Consider the following 20,811-nt stretch of genomic DNA (forward strand, 5'->3'; position numbering starts at 1 on the left):
GCCGTAGCCGGCGAAGATGTTCAGGCATCGATAGGGCCAGGTAGGGTGGGCTTCAGCCCCCAGGACTGTTTATCTGGTGGCTGTGGCCTAGCCCGGGCCATCCGAAAGATCGTGTTGCACGGTTAGTGCGGACCGAAGCAAGAAAAAGGGGATGCCGAAGCATCCCCTTTTTTATTGCGCTGAACAGTCTCAGGCGTGCGGCTTGTCCGCGTGCTCATCCTGGTTCTTTTCAGTTTCGCTTTCGACATCGGCATCATGTGCGCTGGCCGGCGCGCGCTGCGGCTCGCGGGTCTCTGTCACTGCTGCTTCGTTGCTTTCTTCAGTAGCTTCGTCACGCTCTGCAGCTGCAGCTGCAGGTTCAGCTGGGCTGGTTTCTGCTGCTTCGACTGGCTGGGCGGCTGCAGCTTCACGAGCCAGACGTTCGGCTTCGCGTTGACGACGACGCACTTCGCGCGGGTCGTTTGGTGCGCGACCGGTGGCGCTTGGCGCAATGTTGACGGTTTCTGCGATCTCTTCGCTCGCTGTGATCACTGGCTCAGCAGCTTCAATCGCTTCAACCGCTTCAACCGCTTCAACAGCCTCAACAGCCTCAGACGGCTCACTGGCAACGATCTCGACCGCTACTTCGGCCACCTCTGCGCTTGGCTCGGGAGTGGCTGCTTCAGCAGTGACTTCAGGTGTTGCTTCAACGGCAGGGGGTGCGCTGGGCGCCACGACTGCAGTTTCCTCGCTCGTCTCAGTCTTTGCTTCGGTCAATTGCTCGGCTGCTGGCAGCTCTGGCTCTGCAGCAGGTTGAGCCGGGGCCTCCTCTGCGGCTTGTTCGCTTGCGGCAGGTTCTGGGCTGACCAGTTCTGCGCTCAGCTCGGCGGCAACGGTTGCGGCAACGGCCAGTGGAGCTGTGGCTTCAGCTTTGGTTTCCGGGCTTTCTTCAGTGCCCTCGATCACGTTACCGCTGGCATCGCTTTGGCGCTCGCGGCGATTGCTGCGACGACGCTGGCCACGCGAACGGCGGCGTGGACGCTCACCTTCTGTGCCTTCTGTGCCTTCTGTGCCTTCCGGCTCTTCGTCTTGCTGGGCGTCTTCGTTGCTCAGTACTTCATCATCGACGACAGCGGCGGTTTCAGGGCGCGGTTGACGCTCTTCACGCGGGGCGCGCGGTTGGCGCGGCTCACGCTGAGGGCGCTCGGCTGGCACTTCTGCACTGCTGGTGTCGCTGCTGCTGTCAGTGGTTTGTACTGCATCGAGCGGCTCGCGCAGTTCGCGTGCTGGACGATCTTCGCGTGGCTTGCGTTCACGACGCTTTTCCTGGCCTTCGCGTGGTGGGCGCGACTGGCGGACTTCTTGCGGCTCGCGAACTTCAACAGTTTCACGTGCTGGGCGTTCTTCACGCGGTTGCGCTTCTTCGCGCGCTACACGCGGTTGACGCTCTTCGCGTGGTGCCCGTTCTTCGCGCGGAGCGCGCTCTTCACGTGGCTTGCGCTCTTCGTCACGGCGTCCACCGCGGCTGCGGCTTTGCTGGCGACCGTTGCGACGCTCATCACCACGCTGGGGGCGTTCGCTGGTTTTCTTTTCAATCACCGCAGGTTTGGCTTCTTCTTCCTTGCCGGCGAACAGGCTGACCAGCGACTTTACCAAGCCCTTGAACAGGCTCGGCTGGCTGGCGACTACAGGCGCGCTGACTTCGGCCACTGGCGTTGGCGCCGGTGTCGGCGCGGTGCGCTGTGGTGCGGTCTTGATCGCTGCTTCCTGGCGAACCAGGGTGCGGGTGGCGGCAACCGGTTGCACTTCTTCCACTTCAGTGGCAGCCATTTCATAGCTGGACTGGGTGGATTGTGCTTCCGGGCTGTCGTCACGAATACGCTGCACTTCGAAGTTAGGCGTTTCCAGGTGATCGTTCGGCAGGATGACAATGCGCGCACGGCTGCGCAGTTCGATCTTGGTGATCGAGTTGCGCTTCTCGTTGAGCAGGAAGGCGGCAACCGGAATCGGTACCTGGGCGCGAACCTCGGCGGTACGGTCCTTCAGGGCTTCTTCTTCGATCAGGCGCAAAATAGCCAGCGACAGCGATTCGACGTCACGGATGATGCCTTGGCCGTTGCAGCGCGGGCAGACGATGCCGCTGCTCTCGCCGAGCGATGGGCGCAGGCGTTGACGGGACATTTCCAGCAGGCCGAAGCGCGAGATGCGTCCGACCTGGACGCGGGCGCGGTCGGCTTCCAGGCTTTCACGGACTTTTTCTTCCACGGCGCGCTGGTTTTTAGCCGGCGTCATGTCGATGAAGTCGATGACGATCAGGCCGCCGATGTCGCGCAGACGCAGCTGGCGAGCAATCTCTTCGGCCGCTTCGAGGTTGGTCTGCAGCGCGGTTTCTTCGATGTCGCTGCCTTTGGTCGCGCGCGCCGAGTTGATGTCGATGGACACCAGGGCTTCCGTCGGGTCGATGACGATGGCGCCGCCGGACGGTAGCTTCACTTCGCGCTGGAAGGCCGTTTCGATCTGGCTTTCGATCTGGAAACGGTTGAACAGCGGCACGCTGTCTTCGTACAGCTTGATCTTGCTGGCGTACTGCGGCATCACCTGGTTGATGAAGCTGAGGGCTTCCTGCTGGGCTTCGACGCTGTCGACCAGTACTTCGCCGATGTCTTGGCGCAGGTAATCGCGGATCGCGCGGATGATCACGTTGCTTTCCTGGTAGATCAGGAACGGGGCGGCGCGATCGAGTGAGGCTTCCTTGATGGCGTTCCACAGTTGCAGCAGGTAGTCGAGGTCCCACTGCATTTCTTCGCTGGAACGACCAAGGCCGGCGGTGCGTACGATCAGGCCCATGTCGCTCGGGGCGACCAGGCCATTGAGCGCTTCGCGCAGTTCGTTGCGTTCTTCACCTTCGATGCGGCGCGAAATGCCACCCGCGCGCGGGTTGTTCGGCATCAATACCAGGTAGCGACCGGCCAGGCTGATGAAGGTGGTGAGGGCTGCACCCTTGTTGCCACGTTCTTCTTTTTCGACCTGAACGATGACTTCCTGGCCTTCCTTGAGCACGTCTTTAATGTTGACGCGGCCCTCGGTGGCCTTGCTGAAGTATTCGCGTGAGATTTCTTTGAGCGGGAGAAACCCATGACGATCCGAACCGAAGTCGACAAAGGCGGCCTCGAGGCTGGGTTCGACGCGAGTAATGCGGCCTTTATAGATGTTGGCCTTCTTCTGCTCGCGGGCACCCGATTCAATGTCCAGGTCATACAGGCGCTGGCCATCGACCAGAGCAACACGCAACTCTTCGGGTTGAGTTGCGTTAATCAGCATTCTTTTCATGTTGTACCGTCGGTTTCCGGTGCTGGCGGAAGCGGCGTTCGGCACACACGACTCTCAGGGTCGGTGTCAGGCGCGTCAGAAACGGTCGTAAATCGTTTCATTGTCAAACGACAGTCAGCCAGTTGGGCTGGGTCGCGACGGACATCTCCTGCTCGCTGTTGTGACAGAAAGCACTAGTCAGGAGGAGGAATCAACTGTCGGTAGCGGACGAGATAAAGCGTCTTCGATAAAGCTAATTGCTACGCAGACCGACGGTTGTACGTCTCCACCCTACACGTATCACTGAAAATCGGGTGCCGCTCGCATAAAATCCGCAGCGGGTTGGCTTTTACCGCAAACGCCCAATGGGGCGGCTGCGCATCATGGCTTAAGGCTTTATTTCCGAGTTATCCGCAGCCTTTGCGGCATCCTATCTCTGAATAACCCGTCGGACGGCCTTACGTCCCAAATGGATTGCATCGGTTAGGGATGGCAGTTTTGGCGATCATCCGCAGACCGGACCGCTTTTGGCGGCGTTCGCGACTATAGCAGTTATGATTAAGTGCTTCAAATCCATAAAAAATTGTTATGATTGCGCGATGACAATTCCTACTCCTACAACCTCCGGCGTTCAGCTGCTCGAGGTTGCGCCGGAACTCGCCGGCCAGCGCATCGATAACTTCCTTCGCACTCATTTAAAGGGTGTGCCCAAGACATTGATTTACCGCATTTTGCGTAAAGGCGAGGTGCGGGTGAACAAGGGGCGCATCAAGCCGGAGTACAAGCTGCAGGCGGGCGACATCATTCGCGTCCCGCCGCTGCGGCTGGCCGAGCGCGATGAGCCGGCACCCTTGGCGCAGGGCTTGCTCGCGCGCCTTGAGGCGGCCATCGTTTATGAAGACAAGGCCTTGATCGTGCTGAACAAGCCCGCCGGCATCGCCGTGCATGGCGGCAGCGGCCTCAACTACGGGGTGATAGAGGCTTTTCGCCAGCTGCGGCCGGACGCCAAGGAGCTTGAGCTGGTTCATCGTCTCGATCGCGATACGTCCGGGCTGCTGATGATCGCCAAGAAGCGCAGCATGCTGCGGCATCTGCATGAGGCCTTGCGTGGTGACGGTGTGGACAAGCGCTACATGGCGCTGGTCCGTGGGCACTGGGCGACTGCCAAGAAGCGGGTCAATGCCCCTTTGCAGAAGAGCAACCTGCGTTCGGGTGAGCGCATGGTCGAGGTCAGCGATGAAGGCAAGGAGGCGCTGACGCTGTTTCGCGTACTGCGCCGCTTTGGCGAGTTCGCCACCTTGGTCGAGGCCAAGCCGGTGACCGGGCGCACCCATCAGATTCGCGTGCACAGCCAGTATGCCGGGCATTGCATCGCCGGCGACAGCAAGTATGGCGATGATGAGTTCAGTCGCGAGATCCGCGAGTTGGGCGGTAAGCGTCTGTTTCTGCATGCCTATGCGCTAGTCGTGCCGCTGCCCGATGGAGGCGAGCTCAGGCTGGAAGCGCCGGTCGATGCGGCCTGGGTGCACACGCTGGAGCGTCTGAGTGCCTGACTACGAGTTGCTGATCTTCGACTGGGACGGCACGCTGGTCGACTCCATTGATCGTATCGTCGAATCGATGCATTGGGCGGCGGATTCTTGTGGTCTGGTGCGGTGCAGCGATGCGCAGGTCAAGGGCATCATCGGGCTTGGCTTGCCGGAGGCGATAGCCAGTCTGCACCCGGAGTTGCTCGACTCGGCGCTCGTCGAGCGCTTTCGTCGCTGTTATAGCGAGCGCTACCTGGCGCTGGAGGCTGAGCCCTCCGCGTTGTTTCCGGGGGTGGCTGAGGCGCTGGAGATGTTCCGTGCGCAGGGCTATCGTTTGGCGGTAGCCACGGGCAAGAGTCGTCATGGCTTGCAGCGTGTGCTGGAGGGGCGTGGCTGGCTGGACTACTTCGATGTCACTCGCTGTGCCGATGAAACGGCGAGTAAACCGAGTCCGCTGATGTTGGAGGAAATTCTCGAGCATTGTGGTGTTTCTGCGGAACGGGCCTTGATGGTGGGTGATTCATCGTTCGATTTGCAGATGGCTTGGCATGCGGGGATTGGCTCCGTGGCGGTAGGTTATGGCGCTCAGCCCTTGGCGGTGTTGCGTGAGCATGGTCCGGTGTTGGCAATAGAGAATTTCATGGAGCTGCATGCCTGGCTCGATCGGCGTGCAAGTGGGCAACCAGTTGAGGTGGGTGAATATGTCAGATGAATGGAAAGCATCGGCTGCCAGCGAGGGTGATGAAAAAAGCTGGAAGTTGCTGGAAAAAACATTGTTGGCTGGTGTTCAGGAGCAGCGTCGGGCGCGGCGTTGGGGGATTTTCTTCAAGTCGCTGACATTTATTTACCTGTTTGCTGCGCTGGCGCTATTTGCGCCGCTGCTCAGTCTGAAGGGGAGCGTCAAGAGTGGTGGCAGTCATACCGCATTGATCGAGGTGCGCGGAATGATCGCCGATAAGGAGATGGCCAGCGCCGATAATATTGTTGGCAGCCTGCGCGCCGCGTTCGAGGACGCTAATACCAAGGGTGTGATCCTGCGGATCAACAGTCCGGGCGGCAGTCCGGTGCAGTCGGGCTATATCTATGACGAGATTCGTCGCCTGCGGGCCGAGTACCCGGCGATCAAGCTGTATGCAGTGATCTCCGATCTTGGGGCCTCTGGCGCCTATTACATTGCCAGTGCCGCGGATGAGATCTATGCCGACAAGGCCAGTCTTGTCGGGTCGATTGGCGTGACGGCGACCGGTTTCGGGTTTGTCGGAGTCATGGAAAAGCTGGGGGTCGATCGTCGGGTGTATACCTCTGGCGAGCACAAGGCGTTTCTCGACCCGTTTCAGCCGCCGAACGATGAAGAGGCGCAGTTCTGGCAGGGGGTGCTGGACACCACGCATCGGCAGTTTATTGAAAGCGTCAAGCAGGGCCGTGGTGATCGGCTTAAGTCGGCGGAGCATCCCGAGCTGTTTTCGGGCTTGATTTGGTCGGGTGAGCAGGCGTTGCAGTTGGGTTTGATCGATGCTCTGGGCAATACCAGTTATGTCGCGCGTGAAGTGATCGGCGAGAAAGAACTGGTCGACTTCACGGTTGAGGAGTCGCCGTTCGATCGATTTGCCAAGCGCTTGGGTGCCAGCGTCGCCGAGGATCTGGCCATGTGGATGGGTTTTCAGGGGCCAAGCCTGCGCTAGTTGATTTCGCGTTGCCCACGGGCCCGGTCATTGATCGGGCCTGTTGCTTTATGGGATATCAATGCCGGCTATAAGGAGCATGTCCACCAGGCGGATCAGGGGGAGTCCGATCAGGCTGGTGGCGTCAGTGCCTTCGGTGCTGCGAAACAGGCTGACGCCCAGTCCCTCGGCCTTGAAGCTACCGGCGCAGTCGTAGGGCTGCTCTGCCTGCAGGTAGCGGGTGATCTGCGCTTCGCTCAGTTGGCGAAAGTATACGGTGAAGGGGATGCTGTCGATCTGGCAGTGGCCGCTTTGGCTGTCGAGCAGGGCCAGACCGGTGAGGAAAGTGACGCTGTTGCCGCTTGCGGCGAGTAGTTGTGCGCGGGCTCGTTCATATGTTTCTGGCTTGCCGACAATCTGGCCGTCAAGTACGGCGACCTGGTCCGAGCCGATAATCAGGTGCTGTGGGTGTTTGGGGCTGAGGGCGCGCGCTTTTTCTTCTGCCAGGCGGCGTACCAGTGTGCTGGCGTCTTCATCGGGGTGAGGGGCTTCGTTGATCGCAGGCGCGCCCCAGATAAAGGGCAGGCGCAGGCGGGTCAGTAATTCTCGGCGATAGGGCGAACTGGATGCGAGCACCAGGGGTAGCATGTCTGTGCATCTCCTTTTATATAGGCGGGCAATTCTAGTCGGCACTCTTCGTGCTGGACAGGCCGAATATCCTTTGACAGGGGCAGGGTGCATCCATAGAATGCGGCGCCTATGTCGAATGCACCGATTCCACCTCATGTTGATCCGCGAAAGTTGGCTGATCGTGGTGCCACGCTTGAAGGCGAGGTACCGCTAGCCGATTTGGCGCGACTCTGCGACCCACTTGCCGATAACCAAGGCATGGTGCGTGCGAAGTTTTTTTTCGAGCGTGATGAGCGTAATGCTGTGGTTTTCCATAGTGAGCTCGAGGTTGAGGTCAAGATGGTTTGCCAGCGTTGTCTGGAACTGGTTGCCCTGCCGATCCACAGTGCGTGTGATTACGCTGTGGTGAAAGAAGGTGCAAATACCCAGTCCGTGCCGCAAGGCTATGACGCGCTGGAGTTGGGTGAAGATCCATTGGATCTGCTGGCGCTGGTTGAGGATGAGTTATTGCTCGCCTTGCCCATTGTCCCGGTTCATGACCCTAAAGATTGCCAGCAGCCGGTCGGCCTCGAAGAGCCCGGGCCGAGCGAGGACGAGGTAACGCGGTCCAACCCGTTCAGTGTATTGGCGCAGTTAAAGCGTGACCCAAACGTTTAGGAGTTAATTAGTTATGGCTGTTCAGCAGAACAAAAAATCCCGTTCCGCCCGCGACATGCGTCGTTCGCACGATGCTCTCGATGCCAGTACGCTGTCCGTTGAGAAAAGCACCGGTGAAATCCATCTGCGCCACCACGTATCGCCGGAAGGTGTTTATCGTGGTCGCAAAGTGATCGACAAGGGCGCTGACGAGTAAATCTTGTCCGCTCCGATCATCGCGATTGATGCAATGGGTGGGGACTTCGGTCCCCACAGCATTGTTCAAGCCAGCATTGCCTGTCTGGCTGAGTACCCTTCGTTGCACCTGGTCCTTGTCGGCCAAGCCCCCCTTATTGAAGAGTTGATTGCCCGTAATCCCGGGGTCGATCGCGCACGCCTGCAAGTCGAGCATGCTGGCGAAGTGATCTCCATGGATGAGCGCCCAGCGCTAGCGCTGCGAGGCAAGTCCGATTCGTCAATGCGGGTCGCCCTGGGTTTGCTGCGAGACGGGCGCGTTCAGGCGTGCGTCAGTGCGGGCAATACCGGGGCCCTGATGGCGTTGTCGCGTTATCTGCTGAAAACCCTGCCGGGCATCGATCGTCCGGCCATGGTGGCGGCTGTGCCGACCCGGACTGGCTACTGTCACTTGCTTGACCTGGGGGCTAATGTCGACTGCAGTGCCGAGCAGCTCTACCAGTTCGCGGTAATGGGCGCGGTGGCCGCTGAGACGCTGGGGGTGCTGAGTCCGCGCGTGGCGTTGCTCAATGTTGGCACCGAAGAGGTCAAGGGCAATCAGCAGGTCAAGCTTGCTTCGGGTCTTTTGCAGCAGGCCCGTGGTTTGAATTACATCGGCTTTATCGAGGGCGATGGGGTATATCGTGGCGAAGCCGATGTAGTGGTGTGTGACGGTTTTGTGGGCAATATTTTGCTCAAGTCCAGCGAAGGCCTGGCGACGATGATTGCGGCGCGTATCGAGGTGCTGTTCAGACGCAGCCTGGTTTCGCGGTTGGCAGGCCTGCTGGCGATGCCGGTATTGCGCCGCCTGCGTGCCGAGTTGGCGCCCGCGCAGCACAATGGTGCAAGCTTGCTCGGCCTGCAGGGTATTGTGGTGAAGAGTCATGGCTCGGCAGGCACTGAAGGTTTCAAGAGTGCCATCCGTTGTGCATTGAGGGAAATCGAGGACGATTTGCCGCAGCGCCTGCATGGTCGTCTCGAGGGCATGTTGCTTTGAGCCGGTTGTGGCGGGTTTGCGGGTGCTGGCGGTTGTGTCGCCTGTTAATGTGACCGCGGCGGATGGCCTGTCATCCAACTGTCAGATTGTTGCGCTTGACTCTGCCAGGCGCGAATTTATTCGACGATAAGACCATAGAGGCTCGTTTACATGTCTGCATCCCTCGCATTCGTCTTTCCTGGGCAAGGCTCGCAGTCGCTGGCAATGCTGGCTGGGCATGGCTCACAGCAAATTGTTATCGATACTTTTGCCGAAGCCTCCAGTGTGCTCGGCTACGACCTTTGGGCCTTGGCCCAGCAGGGGCCGGAAGAACAACTCAATCAAACCGATAAAACTCAGCCGGCGATTCTTGCGGCATCCACTGCCTTGTGGCGCCTGTGGCGCGCTGAGGGCGGTTTGCAGCCGGCTTTCGTGGCCGGCCATAGCTTGGGTGAATACTCGGCACTGGTTGCTGCGGGAAGTCTGGAGTTCGCTGAAGCTGTGAAGCTGGTTGAGCTGCGTGGCCAACTGATGCAGCAGGCGGTGCCTGCGGGACAGGGCGGTATGGCGGCAATTCTCGGACTGGACGATGCCGACGTACTGGCTGCCTGCGCCGAAGCGGCGCAAGGCGAGGTGGTGAGCGCAGTGAATTTCAATGCGCCTGGCCAGGTGGTGATCGCAGGTTCGGCTGCTGCTGTAGCGCGTGCGGTCGATGCCTGTAAGGCGCGTGGCGCCAAGCGTGCCATGCCGCTGCCGGTTAGCGTGCCGTCGCATTGTGCGCTGATGCGCCCGGCTGCCGAGCGCTTCGCAGGGGCGGTTGCAGCCGTTGCCTGGCAAGCGCCGCGGATTCCGCTGGTTCAGAACGTCAGTGCGCGCGTGGTCGCAGACCTTGATACGCTCAAGGCCGATTTGCTGGCGCAACTGTATAGTCCGGTGCGCTGGGTTGAATCAATTGTCTGTATGGCTGAACAAGGCGTGACTGATCTGCTCGAGTGCGGTCCAGGTCGGGTGCTGTCGGGGCTGAACAAGCGCTGCGTCAAGGGAATCAATACGTATAGTCTGGACACTCCAGACGCCTTTGCCGCCGCGCGTGCGGCTTTGGCCTGAATTAAGAGAGGTTTCTATGAGCCTGCAAGGTAAGGTTGCACTGGTCACTGGCGCGAGTCGCGGTATTGGTCAAGCCATTGCGCTGGAATTGGGTCGGCAGGGCGCCGTTGTGATCGGGACGGCGACTTCGCCGTCTGGCGCCGAGCGCATCGCCGAGTACCTGAAAGAACATGGCATCGAGGGGGCTGGTCTGGTGCTGGATGTCGGCAGCGACGAATCGGTTGCCACGACCCTGCAACACATTCAGCAACACCTCGGTCAGCCGTTGATCCTGGTCAACAACGCCGGCATCACTCGGGATAACCTGATGCTGCGCATGAAGGATGACGAGTGGTTCGATGTCATCAATACCAACCTGAACAGCCTCTATCGCCTGTCCAAGGCGGTGCTGCGCGGTATGACCAAGGCGCGTTTCGGGCGCATCATCAATATCGGTTCGGTTGTCGGCGCCATGGGCAATGCCGGACAAGTGAACTATGCTGCGTCCAAGGCCGGGGTGGAAGGCTTCGGTCGTGCCCTGGCACGTGAAGTCGGCTCGCGGTCGATCACCGTCAACGCGGTGGCACCTGGTTTTATCGATACCGATATGACCCGCGAACTGCCGGAAGCACAGCGTGACGCATTGCTGACACAGATTCCGCTGGGTCGTTTGGGGCAGGCCGAAGAGATCGCGAAAGTAGTCGCTTTCCTCGCTTCCGATGGCGCAGCCTACGTCACAGGAGCTACTATCCCTGTGAACGGCGGAATGTACATGAGCTGAATGTGACTGAGGCCTTCTGAACGCTGTCAGAGATGCTGTCTAAAATCCGTTAATAGAGCTGCAGTCGGTTTATAGGTGGATCGTTGAAGTGTTCTGGGGCAATCTCGCATTCTGCTTGAAAAGCTAAAAACCCTTTCTATACACTTGGCCGCGGACCAGCTGCCTGGATTTTTCCAATTAGGAGTGAAAATACGGTATGAGCACCATCGAAGAACGCGTCAAGAAAATCGTTGCCGAGCAACTTGGCGTCAAAGAAGACGAAGTAACCAACAGCGCTTCCTTCGTTGAAGACCTGGGTGCCGACTCCCTTGATACTGTTGAGCTGGTAATGGCTCTCGAGGAAGAATTTGAGACTGAAATCCCGGATGAGCAGGCTGAGAAAATCACCTCCGTTCAGGAAGCCATCGATTACGTGACCGCACACGCGCAATAAGCTGATCGTCGGTTCCCGACTTGGAAAAGCCGCACAGCCCTCATCGGGCGTGCGGTTTTTCTTTGACGGGCTGTTGAAAGCAGCTAGGTGCCTTGCAGGTCGATCATCGGAGTGTGGCCGGGCTGACTCGCTTAGTGCGCTTGCCTCGGGGCCGGTCTTTGGCTGTTGCTGCACCGCGCGGTGTAGCGTCTTGCCTGTTCATTGCTCGTTATCTGCTATCAGGGTAAGGGTGCGGATGGGTGTTGAATAACCGAAAAAGAGGAGATTGCTGTGTCGCGTAGACGCGTCGTGGTTACCGGTATGGGCATGCTGTCGCCGCTGGGTAACGATGTGACGAGCAGCTGGCAGGGTATTTTGGCCGGACGCAGTGGCATCGCCCCCATAGAGCACATGGATCTTTCCGCTTACACCACCCGTTTTGGTGGTTCGGTCAAAGGGTTCAATGTCGAGGAGTACTTGTCCGCCAAAGAGGCGCGCAAGCTCGATCTGTTTATACAGTATGGTCTGGCCGCCAGCTTTCAGGCTGTGCGCGATTCCGGGCTGGAAGTAACCGACGCCAACCGTGAGCGTATCGGTGTAGCACTTGGTTCGGGTATTGGCGGCCTGACCAATATCGAGAACAACTGCAAGTTATTGCATGAGTTGGGTCCGCGGCGTATCTCGCCGTTTTTCGTCCCTGGCTCGATCATCAACATGATTTCCGGTTTCCTGTCGATCCATCTGGGGCTGCAGGGGCCGAATTATGCGATCGCCACGGCCTGTACCACAGGTACCCATTGCATCGGCATGGCCGCACGCAATATTGCCTATGGTGAAGCCGACGTGATGGTCGCTGGTGGTTCCGAGATGGCGGCGTGTGGTTTGGGCATTGGTGGTTTCGCTGCGGCGCGGGCACTGTCCACGCGCAACGACGACCCGGCCAGGGCCAGTCGTCCATGGGATAAGGATCGCGACGGCTTCGTGCTGTCGGATGGTGCCGGTGCACTGGTTCTGGAAGAGTTGGAGCATGCCAAGGCGCGAGGCGCGACCATCTATGCCGAGTTGATCGGCTTCGGCATGAGCGGCGATGCGTATCACATGACGTCACCACCGGATGACGGTGCCGGTGCCGCGCGCTGCATTGCTAATGCCATGCGCGACGCCGGGCTGAATACCGATCAGGTGCAGTACATCAATGCTCATGGCACCTCGACCTCTGCTGGAGACAAGGCAGAGGTCGCAGCGATCAAGTCGGTATTCGGCGAAAATGCCTATCAGCTTGCCGTCAGCTCGACCAAATCGATGACCGGTCACCTGCTGGGCGCGGCTGGCGCGGTCGAGGCCATCTTCAGCATCTTGGCAATTCGCGAGCAGGTGGCGCCACCCACCATCAACCTGGACGAACCTAGCGAGGGCTGTGACCTCGACTTCGTTGCACACCAGGCCAAAGCCATGCCGATCGATGTAGTACTGTCCAACTCCTTCGGTTTTGGCGGGACCAACGGCTCGCTGGTGTTCCGCCGGTACGCCGGTTGATGCCGAGTTGGGTCGACGGTCAGCCGCTGGAGTGGCTCTCCGTCAAGGACCGTGGTCTGGCTTACGGCGATGGACTGTTCGAGACCATCGCCGTCAGTGGTGGCATTCCCGCTTTGCTGGAGCGGCACCTGGCGCGGCTCGGTGACGGTTGCGCGCGCCTGCTGATCGATCTCGATCTGGCGGTGGTGCGGGCAGAGCTGCTGGCGTTCAGTCGTGAGCTGGGCGATGGCGTGGCCAAGTTGATCGTCACCCGCGGCGACGGTTTGCGCGGTTATGCGCCGCCACAGGCCGGGTCGCCGCGACGGATACTGCAGGGCAGCGCCAAACCAGCTTATCCGGCCGGCAACGCAGAGCTGGGTGTGCGTTTGTTCCCCTGCGCCACGCGACTGGCCGAACAGCCGCTGTTGGCCGGGATCAAGCATTTGAATCGGCTCGAGCAGGTGCTCGCGCGTGCCGAGTGGCAGGACGCCGAGCACGCCGAAGGCTTGATGCTGGATGCTTCGGGGCGGGTGATCGAGGGCGTCTTCAGTAATCTGTTTCTGGTGCAGGATGGTGTCTTGCTCACGCCTGATCTTTCCCGTTGCGGGGTAGCCGGAGTGATGCGTGCCGAACTGCTGGCGCAGGTGCAGGCCCAGGGGATCCGCTGCGATGTGCGCGATATCGGTGTCGATGCATTGCTGCAGGCCGACGAAGTTTTTCTCTGCAACAGCCTCTATGGCGTCTGGCCAGTCCACTCCCTGCAATGGCATCAGTGGTCGGTTGGTCCGCTGACCCGTAAACTGCAGGTCATAGCCTGCGACTTACTGGACAGCTGATTCATGATGCGTAAATTGTTGTTGCTGCTTGAGGGTGGCGTGTTGGTGGCGGGATTGCTGGTGGCCTTTGTCGCCTGGCAGCAGCACTTGGCACTCGAGCAACCGCTGAATCTGGCCGAGGAGTTGATGCTTGAAGTGCCGGCTGGCGCTACGCCGGGCGGTGTGCTCAATCGTCTAGAGGCTGACGGTGTTTTGCATGATGCATTCTGGCTGCGACTCTACTGGCGCTTCAACCTCAGGGGGCAGCATCTGCACAGTGGCGAGTATGCCCTGACCCCAGAACTTACCGTGCGCGATTTGCTCGGGTTATGGCAGCGTGGCGAGGTGGTGCAGTACAGCCTGACCTTGGTGGAAGGTTGGAATTTTCGTCAGGTTCGCGCGGCTCTGGAGCGCCAAAGCAAGCTTGAACTGACTTTGACAGGGCTGAGCGATGCCCAGCTGATGGCGAGCCTGGATCAGCCCGGAGTCAATCCAGAAGGGCGCTTCTTCCCCGACACCTACCGTTTCGTGCGTGGCATGAGCGACCTTGATCTGCTCAAGCAGGCCTATGTGCGCCTGGAGCAGATATTGGCCGAGGAGTGGCAGGGCCGCGCCGATGGCCTGCCTTACAAGGAGCCCTATGACGCCTTGATCATGGCCTCGATAATCGAAAAGGAAACCGGGGTGCCCGAGGAGCGTGGTGAAATTGCCGGTGTCTTTATCCGGCGCCTGCGCATCGGTATGCGCCTGCAGACCGACCCCACGGTGATTTATGGCTTGGGTGAGCGCTACAACGGTAAGTTGACCCGTGCTCACCTGCTTGAGCCAACCACCTATAACACCTATGTGATCGATGGCATGCCGCCAACGCCGATTGCCATGGTGGGGCGCGAGGCGATCAATGCCGCGCTGCATCCGGTGACGGGCAAGAGCCTGTATTTCGTCGCTCGCGGCGACGGCAGCCATGTATTCTCCAGCACCCTCGAGGCACACAACCGTGCCGTGCGCGAGTACCAGCTCACGCGCCGTGCGGATTACCGTTCAAGTCCTGCCCCAGTGCAGTCGAACAATCAATAAAGGACAGCCTGTGAGCGGTTTGTTTATCACCCTGGAAGGCCCTGAGGGCGCTGGCAAAAGCACTAACCGCGAGTTCCTGGCCGAGCGCCTGCGCGCGCAAGGTGTGGAGGTGCTGCTGACCCGCGAACCGGGCGGCACTCCGCTGGCTGAGCGCATCCGTGAGCTGTTGCTGGCGCCGAGCGATGAGCCGATGGCGGCCGATACCGAGTTGCTGTTGGTGTTTGCCGCCCGTGCCCAGCATCTGGCTCAGGTGATTCGTCCCGCGCTGGCCCGTGGTTGTGTGGTGCTGTGCGACCGCTTTACCGATGCCACCTATGCCTACCAAGGGGGGGGGCGCGGTTTGTCGGAAGTTCGTATTGCCGTCCTGGAACGCTTCGTACAGGGCGATCTGCGTCCGGATCTGACCCTGGTGTTCGATTTGCCGGTAGAGGTCGGGCTGGCCCGTGCTGCGGCACGCGGCCGACTGGATCGATTCGAGCAGGAGGGGCGGGCGTTTTTCGAAGCGGTACGCCAGACCTATCTGCGCCGTGCCAGTGAGGAGCCCCAGCGTTATCGGATTTTGAATGCCGCGCAATCGCTGAGTCAGGTGCAGCAGGATCTTGACGCCATGTTGGCGCAGATCGTGGAGCTGTGCCGTGGCTGATGCCTACCCCTGGCAAGCCATGCTCTGGCAGCAACTGGCCGGGCGCACGCAGCATGCCCATGCCTACCTGCTGCATGGGCCCGCCGGCATCGGTAAGCGCGCCCTCGCCGAGCGCTTGATGGCCCGCTTGCTCTGTCAGCGGCCAGCGGGTCTGGAGGCCTGCGGTCAGTGCAAGTCCTGTCATTTGCTGGCTGCCGGCACCCATCCGGACAACTACATTCTGCAGCCGGAAGAGGTCGACAAGGCGATCAAGGTCGACCAGGTGCGTGACTTGGTCAACTTCGTGGTGCAGACCGCTCAACTCGCCGGCCGCAAGGTGGTGCTGGTCGAACCGGCCGAAGCGATGAATCTGAACGCTGCCAACGCCCTGCTGAAAAGTCTTGAAGAGCCTTCCGGCGATACGGTTCTGCTGTTGATCAGCCACCAGCCCAGCCGCTTGCTGCCGACGGTGAGAAGTCGCTGCGTTCAGCAGGCCTGCCCATTGCCGAGCCAGGCAATGAGCCAGGCCTGGCTGGCACAGGCGCTGCCGGAATGTGCCGATGAGGAGCGCACCGAGTTGCTCTGTCTGGCGGCAGGTTCGCCATTGGTCGCTGCACGTATGCACGCCCAGGGCGTGCGTCAGCAGCGTGCCCTGGTGGTCGACGGGGTCAAGAAGCTGCTCAAGCAGCAAATCGCGCCGAGCCAATTGGCCGAGAGCTGGAACGCAGTGTCCTTGCAGCTATTGTTCGACTGGTTCTGTGACTGGGCGCAGTTGACCCTGCGATATCAGCTGGCGCGTGACGAGGCCGGGCTGGGGCAAGCCGATATGCGCAAGGTCGTACAGTATCTGGCGGAGAAAACGCCTCAGCCGAAAGTCTTGAAGATGCAGGATTGGTTGCTGGTGCAGCGGCAGAAAGTCATAGGCAAAGCCAACCTCAATCGTGTCCTGCTTCTCGAAGCCCTGCTGGTGCAGTGGGCAAGCTTGCCCGGACCGGGCTAGAATCGGCCATCAAGTAATGAAAACCAGGAACGCCGCATGAGCTTGCCACCTAATTTGGGCCCGCGTAACGGAATCCTGTCTTTGACCATCAAAGACAAATCCGTGCTCTATGCCGCTTACATGCCCTTTATCAAAAATGGTGGGCTGTTTATCCCGACCAACAAGAGTTACAAGCTTGGCGATGAAGTGTTCATGTTGCTCAACCTGATGGATGAACCAGAAAAGATCCCGGTCGCCGGCAAGGTGGTGTGGATCACGCCCAAGGGCGCACAGGGCAACCGCGCGGCAGGAGTCGGCGTGCAGTTCAATGACGGTGACAACACCGCGCGGAACAAGATCGAGACCTATCTGGCGGGTGCGCTCAAGTCGGATCGGCCAACCCATACCATGTAACTGCAGGCGCAAGTCCCAAGCTGCAAACCACAAGTAAGCTAATGCGCTTCGGTTTTTGGCTTGTGGCTCGCAGCTTGTCGCTTGAGGCTTGCCATGCTAATCGATTCCCACTGTCATCTCGATCGCCTCGATCTGACGGCCCATGGCGGCTCCCTCGATGCTGCGCTGGATGCAGCGCGGGCGCGCGGCGTTGGTCATTTTCTCTGTATCGGTGTTAGTGCCGACAATGCCGCGGCAGTCAAAAGCCTGGCCGAGCGTTATACCGATGTCGATTGCTCGGTCGGCGTGCATCCGCTGGATCTCGATCCGGGCGCGGCCCCCGTCCTGGACTGGTTGCTGGCCGAACTGAACCACCCTCGGGTGGTGGCCATCGGTGAAACCGGGCTGGACTACCACTACGAACCGCAAGCTGCAGAATCCCAGCAGCAGGCCTTCCGTCTGCACCTGCAGGCCGCCCAGATCACTGGCAAGCCGGTGATCGTGCATACCCGGGAGGCGCGTGCCGATACCCTGGCCTTGCTGCGCGAGGCCGCCTTGCCGCAGGCCGGGGTGTTGCACTGCTTCACCGAAGACTGGGCGATGGCCAAGGCGGCGCTGGATCTCGGTTTTTATATTTCCCTGTCCGGTATCGTCACCTTTCGCAATGCCGAAGCGCTGCGCGAAGTCGCCCGCCAAGTGCCAATCGATCGCTTGCTGGTGGAAACCGACTCGCCATACCTGGCGCCGGTGCCGCACCGTGGCAAGCCTAATCTGCCGGAATATGTCCGCGACGTGGCCGAGTATCTGGCGCTGTTGCGGGGCGTGAGTTTCGAGCAGTTGGCCGAGCAGACCAGCGCCAACTTCAAGCGTCTTTTCCCGCTTGCACGGGTTGCCTGAGGTCCGCGCTGGCTGATGTCCGGTGAGCGCAATGCGGACCGTCAGATGCACGCCACGATCCGCGGGGCGCTACTCGTCGAAGGCTGTATGCCGTGAATAATCGGCGAGGCAAAAAAAACCCGGGTTCTGGGGGGGAATCCGGGTTAAGACCATTAGGAGTAAATCAAGGCACGCGGTCCACGGTACCTTGCCTGGCGGGACACTTGGGGGGAGATGCCGCGCGCCAGTACTTCTGAGTATTGGCGAAGTTTGCCGAACGTCCAGGCCCATTAGGCTCATTTTTTAAACAGATTTGGAATACCTGGCCGGCTGTTGAGTCCTCATCCTGCTGCGAACTGGTGCAGCAGGCTCAAGGTTTCCTCTATGACCCGTGCCTCGCTGTAAAAATGTGGGGACAGGCGGATGCCGGCGCCGCGTTTTGCACAAATCACCTGTTCAGACCTAAGGCGCTGGAAAAGTGACTGGTTATCCCAGCCGGCGAGGCTGAAGGTGACAATCCCGGCGCGACGAGCCGGGTCAGTCGGGCTGTGCAGTGTGATGCCAGGCATGCCGCTCAGGCCGTCGAGCAGCCATTGCGCGCGCTCCTGTACGGCCTTGCCGACCTCGATCATGCCGACTTCCTCGAGGAGCGACAGGCTGGCTTCCAGTGCCATGGCCCCGAGCATATTCGGGCTGCCGCATTCAAAGCGCCTGGCCGAGTGCGCGGGTTGCCAGTCCTGGCGCAGGTAGTCGCCGTGGTGTTCGAGCATATGCCAGCCGTATTCATGCAATTCAAGCTGGGCGCGCAGATCACTGCGGCAATAGAACACGCCAAGCCCTTCCGGGCCGAGCAACCATTTATGTCCGTCGGCCATGGCAAAGGCGCACTGGCAGGCCTGGACATCGAAGGGCAGGGCGCCAAGCTGCTGGATTGCATCGATACACAACAAGACGCCGCGTTGCTGACAGCCATGGCCGAGGCGCTGCAGGTCCAGGCGCAGGCCGCTGGCGTATTGCACGGCACTGATTGACAGCAGCCGGGTACGCGGGCCGCAGGCGCTGAGCAGGTTGGTTTCCGGGTCGCCGCTATGCAGGTCGACCTTGATGACCTCGACCCCTTGCGGCTTGAGCGCCTCCCAGACCACACGGTTGGAGGAGAACTCCTCGTTGCTGATCACCACCTGATCGCCCGCATGCCAGTCCAGGCCGAAAGCCACGAAGGACAACGCCTCCGAGGTGCTTTTGACCAGCGCGATATCGTCACTGCCGGGGGCATTGAGCAGGCGCGTCAGGCGTTCGCGCAGACGGTGTTCCACTATCAGCCACTGCGCATAATCGCGGGCGCCAACCTGGGTGTTCTGTTTGGCAAATCGCTTGACCGCCAGCACTGCCCGCCGCGGCCAAGGCGCAATTGCGGCGTGGTTCAGGTACCGGAGACCGGGAAGTTGCGGAAACTCGTCATGAATGCCATACATGGTCGGATGATCCGTGCAATTTTGCGCTAGTTAGGCATAATACTCGGCTTCGATTTTCGACCTCTTAGTCCTTCTTATGCAGAATGAACCCCGTAAGGTCCGTGAGTTTCGCCGCCGCGAACAGGAAATTCTCGACACAGCGTTGAAACTGTTCCTTGAGCAGGGTGAAGACAGCGTTACTGTCGAGATGATCGCTGACGCCGTCGGTATCGGCAAAGGCACCATCTACAAGCACTTCAAGTCCAAGGCGGAGATCTACCTGCGCTTGATGCTCGACTATGAGCGTGACTTGAACGAGTTGCTGCACTCGGCCGACATCGACCGTGATAAGGAAGCGCTGTCACGCGCCTACTTCGAGTTTCGCATGCGCGATCCGCAACGCTACCGCTTGTTCGACCGCCTGGAAGAAAAGGTGGTCAAGGGCAATCAGGTGCCGGAACTGGTCGAGCAGTTGCACAAGATCCGCGCCTCCAATTTTGAACGTCTGACTCAGCTGATCAAGGGCCGTATCGCCGAAGGCAAACTGGAAGACGTGCCACCCTATTTCCATTATTGCGCGGCCTGGGCGTTGGTGCATGGCGCCGTGGCGCTCTATCACTCGCCGTTCTGGAGCAATGTGCTGGAAGATCAGGAGGGATTCTTCCAGTTCCTCATGGATATCGGCGTGCGCATGGGCAACAAGCGCAAGCGAGACAGCGAAACCCCGTCTAGTTGACGGTATTCGTCCGGTTGATAGCGCATACAGTGCATGTGCCATAGCGGAATGCGGCGATATACTCCGAGTACTGTTAATCGGAGTCCTCCATGATTGTTGACCGCCAAGGTAGACGCTTTCGCAATCTGCGAGTAAGTCTGACCGCCGCCTGTAATTACGCCTGTACCTACTGCGTGCCCGACGGCAAGCGCCTGGTCGCGGCGCAGGACGAGCTGTCCGCCGAGGCCATGGTGCGTGGCGTCGGCTACCTGATCGAAGCTGCGGGTATCGAGCGTCTGCGGATTACCGGTGGCGAGCCCCTGGTCAGTCCGAAGCTGGAGGCGTTTCTGCGCGGCGTCAGCCCGCTGGGGTTGGCCGATATCAGTCTGACCAGCAACGGCCAGCTGCTCTCGCGCAAGCTGCCGTTGCTGCTGGAAAACGGCATTCGCCGCCTCAACGTTTCCCTGGATACCCTTGATCCCGTTGCTTTCCGGACCATTGCCCGCGGCGGTGATCTGCCCACTGTCCTGGCTGGGTTGGACGAAGCGCATGCCGCCGGCATGCGGATCAAACTCAATATGGTGCCGCTACGCGGGCAGAACCTCGATCAGGTGCTGCCGTTGCTGGATTATTGTCTGGCGCGCGGTTTCGAGCTGCGCTTTATCGAGCTGATGCGCATGGGCCATCTGGCGCGTGACGGCAACAGTTTCCTGCGCCAGTTCGTCGGCATGCCCGAGCTGTTGGCCATGATTGGCGAGCGCTATGACTATATCCAGGCCAATGCGCCGGTGGATGCCACTGCGTTGCGCTACGAGGTGCCGGGGCAGGGGTTTTTCGGTGTGATTGCCAATGAAAGTGTGCCGTTCTGCCGGACGTGTTCACGCTTGCGCCTGTCGTCGACTGGTTGGCTGCATGGCTGTCTGTCGTCGAGCAACCGCCACTATGTCGGCGACCTGCTCGATAAGCCGCGTCACCAGGCTTTACCTGCGTTGCAGGGGTTATTGGTCAAGGCGCTGGGTGACAAGCAGGAGGTGGCCTTTTCCGGGGGCGTGACCGTCATGAAGATTATTGGAGGGTGAGCGTCGCAAGCCGCAAAAGGGGTGATTTCTATTGGTTGGGCAAGGCATCCTGG

21 protein-coding genes are annotated in these 20,811 nt (G+C 60.0%); 18 read left to right on the forward strand and 3 right to left on the reverse strand.

The genetic code is table 11. From position 1 onward, the window contains the following. Positions 1-189: 189 nt before the first annotated feature. On the reverse strand, positions 190-3,309 hold the full coding sequence (gene rne / locus PH586_RS15605; RefSeq protein WP_271348683.1) for a ribonuclease E: 3,120 nt from the start codon (positions 3,307-3,309) through the stop codon (positions 190-192). Positions 3,310-3,887: 578 nt separating this feature from the next. Here rne and rluC point away from each other — a divergent pair. Genes rluC through PH586_RS15620 form a run of 3 tightly spaced genes read left to right on the forward strand, consistent with a single transcriptional unit; the run spans position 3,888 to position 6,499 of the window. Then, positions 3,888-4,841 (forward strand): 23S rRNA pseudouridine(955/2504/2580) synthase RluC, encoded by a 954-nt coding sequence (gene rluC, locus PH586_RS15610; protein WP_271348684.1) that lies wholly within the window; start codon positions 3,888-3,890, stop codon positions 4,839-4,841. Beyond that, positions 4,834-5,529: an HAD-IA family hydrolase gene (locus PH586_RS15615; protein ID WP_271348685.1), complete on the forward strand. Its 696-nt coding sequence runs from the start codon at positions 4,834-4,836 to the stop codon at positions 5,527-5,529. Before rluC ends, PH586_RS15615 begins: the two co-directional genes overlap by 8 nt. Beyond that, positions 5,519-6,499, forward strand: coding sequence for a S49 family peptidase (locus tag PH586_RS15620; RefSeq protein ID WP_271348845.1), 981 nt, complete (start codon positions 5,519-5,521; stop codon positions 6,497-6,499). The genes PH586_RS15615 and PH586_RS15620 overlap by 11 nt, the downstream gene beginning before the upstream one ends. Positions 6,500-6,547: 48 nt before the next feature. Here the strand turns inward: PH586_RS15620 and PH586_RS15625 are convergent, their stop codons facing one another. After that, positions 6,548-7,126, reverse strand: a complete 579-nt coding sequence (locus tag PH586_RS15625) for a Maf family protein (protein WP_271348686.1) — start codon at positions 7,124-7,126, stop codon at positions 6,548-6,550. Between the two features lie 111 nt (positions 7,127-7,237). On the opposite strand from PH586_RS15625, the gene PH586_RS15630 reads away from it, so the two are divergent. The 13 genes from PH586_RS15630 to PH586_RS15690 all read left to right on the forward strand — a co-directional run bounded on the left by PH586_RS15630 (position 7,238) and on the right by PH586_RS15690 (position 17,531). Continuing rightward, entirely contained in the window at positions 7,238-7,765 is a 528-nt protein-coding gene (locus PH586_RS15630) for a YceD family protein (RefSeq protein WP_271348687.1), read from the forward strand. Positions 7,766-7,778: 13 nt separating this feature from the next. After that, positions 7,779-7,961 carry a 50S ribosomal protein L32 gene (gene rpmF, locus PH586_RS15635; protein WP_079201670.1) on the forward strand — a complete coding sequence of 61 codons (183 nt, stop codon included), beginning with the start codon at positions 7,779-7,781 and terminating at the stop codon, positions 7,959-7,961. Positions 7,962-7,964: 3 nt separating this feature from the next. After that, positions 7,965-8,975, forward strand: a complete 1,011-nt coding sequence (plsX, locus tag PH586_RS15640; protein ID WP_271348688.1) for a phosphate acyltransferase PlsX — start codon at positions 7,965-7,967, stop codon at positions 8,973-8,975. 150 nt (positions 8,976-9,125) lie between these two features. Beyond that, a complete protein-coding gene (gene fabD / locus PH586_RS15645; protein ID WP_271348689.1) occupies positions 9,126-10,061 on the forward strand; it encodes an ACP S-malonyltransferase in 936 nt (311 codons plus the stop codon). Positions 10,062-10,077: 16 nt separating this feature from the next. After that, positions 10,078-10,821 carry a 3-oxoacyl-ACP reductase FabG gene (gene fabG / locus PH586_RS15650; RefSeq protein ID WP_271348690.1) on the forward strand — a complete coding sequence of 248 codons (744 nt, stop codon included), beginning with the start codon at positions 10,078-10,080 and terminating at the stop codon, positions 10,819-10,821. Between the two features lie 196 nt (positions 10,822-11,017). Then, positions 11,018-11,254 (forward strand): acyl carrier protein, encoded by a 237-nt coding sequence (acpP, locus tag PH586_RS15655; RefSeq protein ID WP_025167424.1) that lies wholly within the window; start codon positions 11,018-11,020, stop codon positions 11,252-11,254. A gap of 270 nt (positions 11,255-11,524) precedes the next feature. Further along, positions 11,525-12,769, forward strand: coding sequence for a beta-ketoacyl-ACP synthase II (gene fabF, locus PH586_RS15660; protein WP_271348691.1), 1,245 nt, complete (start codon positions 11,525-11,527; stop codon positions 12,767-12,769). Next, positions 12,769-13,584 carry an aminodeoxychorismate lyase gene (gene pabC, locus PH586_RS15665; RefSeq protein WP_271348692.1) on the forward strand — a complete coding sequence of 272 codons (816 nt, stop codon included), beginning with the start codon at positions 12,769-12,771 and terminating at the stop codon, positions 13,582-13,584. The genes fabF and pabC overlap by 1 nt, the downstream gene beginning before the upstream one ends. Before the next feature lie 3 nt (positions 13,585-13,587). Continuing rightward, on the forward strand, positions 13,588-14,640 hold the full coding sequence (gene mltG, locus PH586_RS15670; protein ID WP_271348693.1) for an endolytic transglycosylase MltG: 1,053 nt from the start codon (positions 13,588-13,590) through the stop codon (positions 14,638-14,640). A gap of 10 nt (positions 14,641-14,650) precedes the next feature. After that, positions 14,651-15,283: a dTMP kinase gene (tmk, locus tag PH586_RS15675; RefSeq protein WP_271348694.1), complete on the forward strand. Its 633-nt coding sequence runs from the start codon at positions 14,651-14,653 to the stop codon at positions 15,281-15,283. Then, on the forward strand, positions 15,276-16,262 hold the full coding sequence (locus PH586_RS15680; protein WP_271348695.1) for a DNA polymerase III subunit delta': 987 nt from the start codon (positions 15,276-15,278) through the stop codon (positions 16,260-16,262). Before tmk ends, PH586_RS15680 begins: the two co-directional genes overlap by 8 nt. A 36-nt stretch (positions 16,263-16,298) precedes the next feature. Then, positions 16,299-16,655, forward strand: coding sequence for a PilZ domain-containing protein (locus PH586_RS15685; RefSeq protein ID WP_003245164.1), 357 nt, complete (start codon positions 16,299-16,301; stop codon positions 16,653-16,655). 93 nt (positions 16,656-16,748) lie between these two features. Next, positions 16,749-17,531: a TatD family hydrolase gene (locus PH586_RS15690; RefSeq protein ID WP_271348696.1), complete on the forward strand. Its 783-nt coding sequence runs from the start codon at positions 16,749-16,751 to the stop codon at positions 17,529-17,531. A gap of 320 nt (positions 17,532-17,851) precedes the next feature. Here PH586_RS15690 and PH586_RS15695 read toward each other — a convergent pair whose 3' ends face one another. After that, the gene (locus tag PH586_RS15695; RefSeq protein ID WP_271348697.1) at positions 17,852-18,985 is read right to left on the reverse strand and encodes an aminotransferase class V-fold PLP-dependent enzyme; all 1,134 of its coding nucleotides are present in this window, start codon (positions 18,983-18,985) and stop codon (positions 17,852-17,854) included. 76 nt (positions 18,986-19,061) lie between these two features. Here PH586_RS15695 and PH586_RS15700 point away from each other — a divergent pair, with 76 nt between their 5' ends. After that, a complete protein-coding gene (locus PH586_RS15700) occupies positions 19,062-19,700 on the forward strand; it encodes a TetR/AcrR family transcriptional regulator (protein ID WP_271348698.1) in 639 nt (212 codons plus the stop codon). 89 nt (positions 19,701-19,789) lie between these two features. Then, positions 19,790-20,758, forward strand: a complete 969-nt coding sequence (locus PH586_RS15705) for a GTP 3',8-cyclase MoaA (RefSeq protein WP_271348699.1) — start codon at positions 19,790-19,792, stop codon at positions 20,756-20,758. The last annotated feature ends 53 nt before the right edge of the window (positions 20,759-20,811 follow it).

It is taken from the genome of Pseudomonas aestuarii (assembly GCF_027988105.1).
GTDB lineage: Bacteria > Pseudomonadota > Gammaproteobacteria > Pseudomonadales > Pseudomonadaceae > Aquipseudomonas > Aquipseudomonas aestuarii.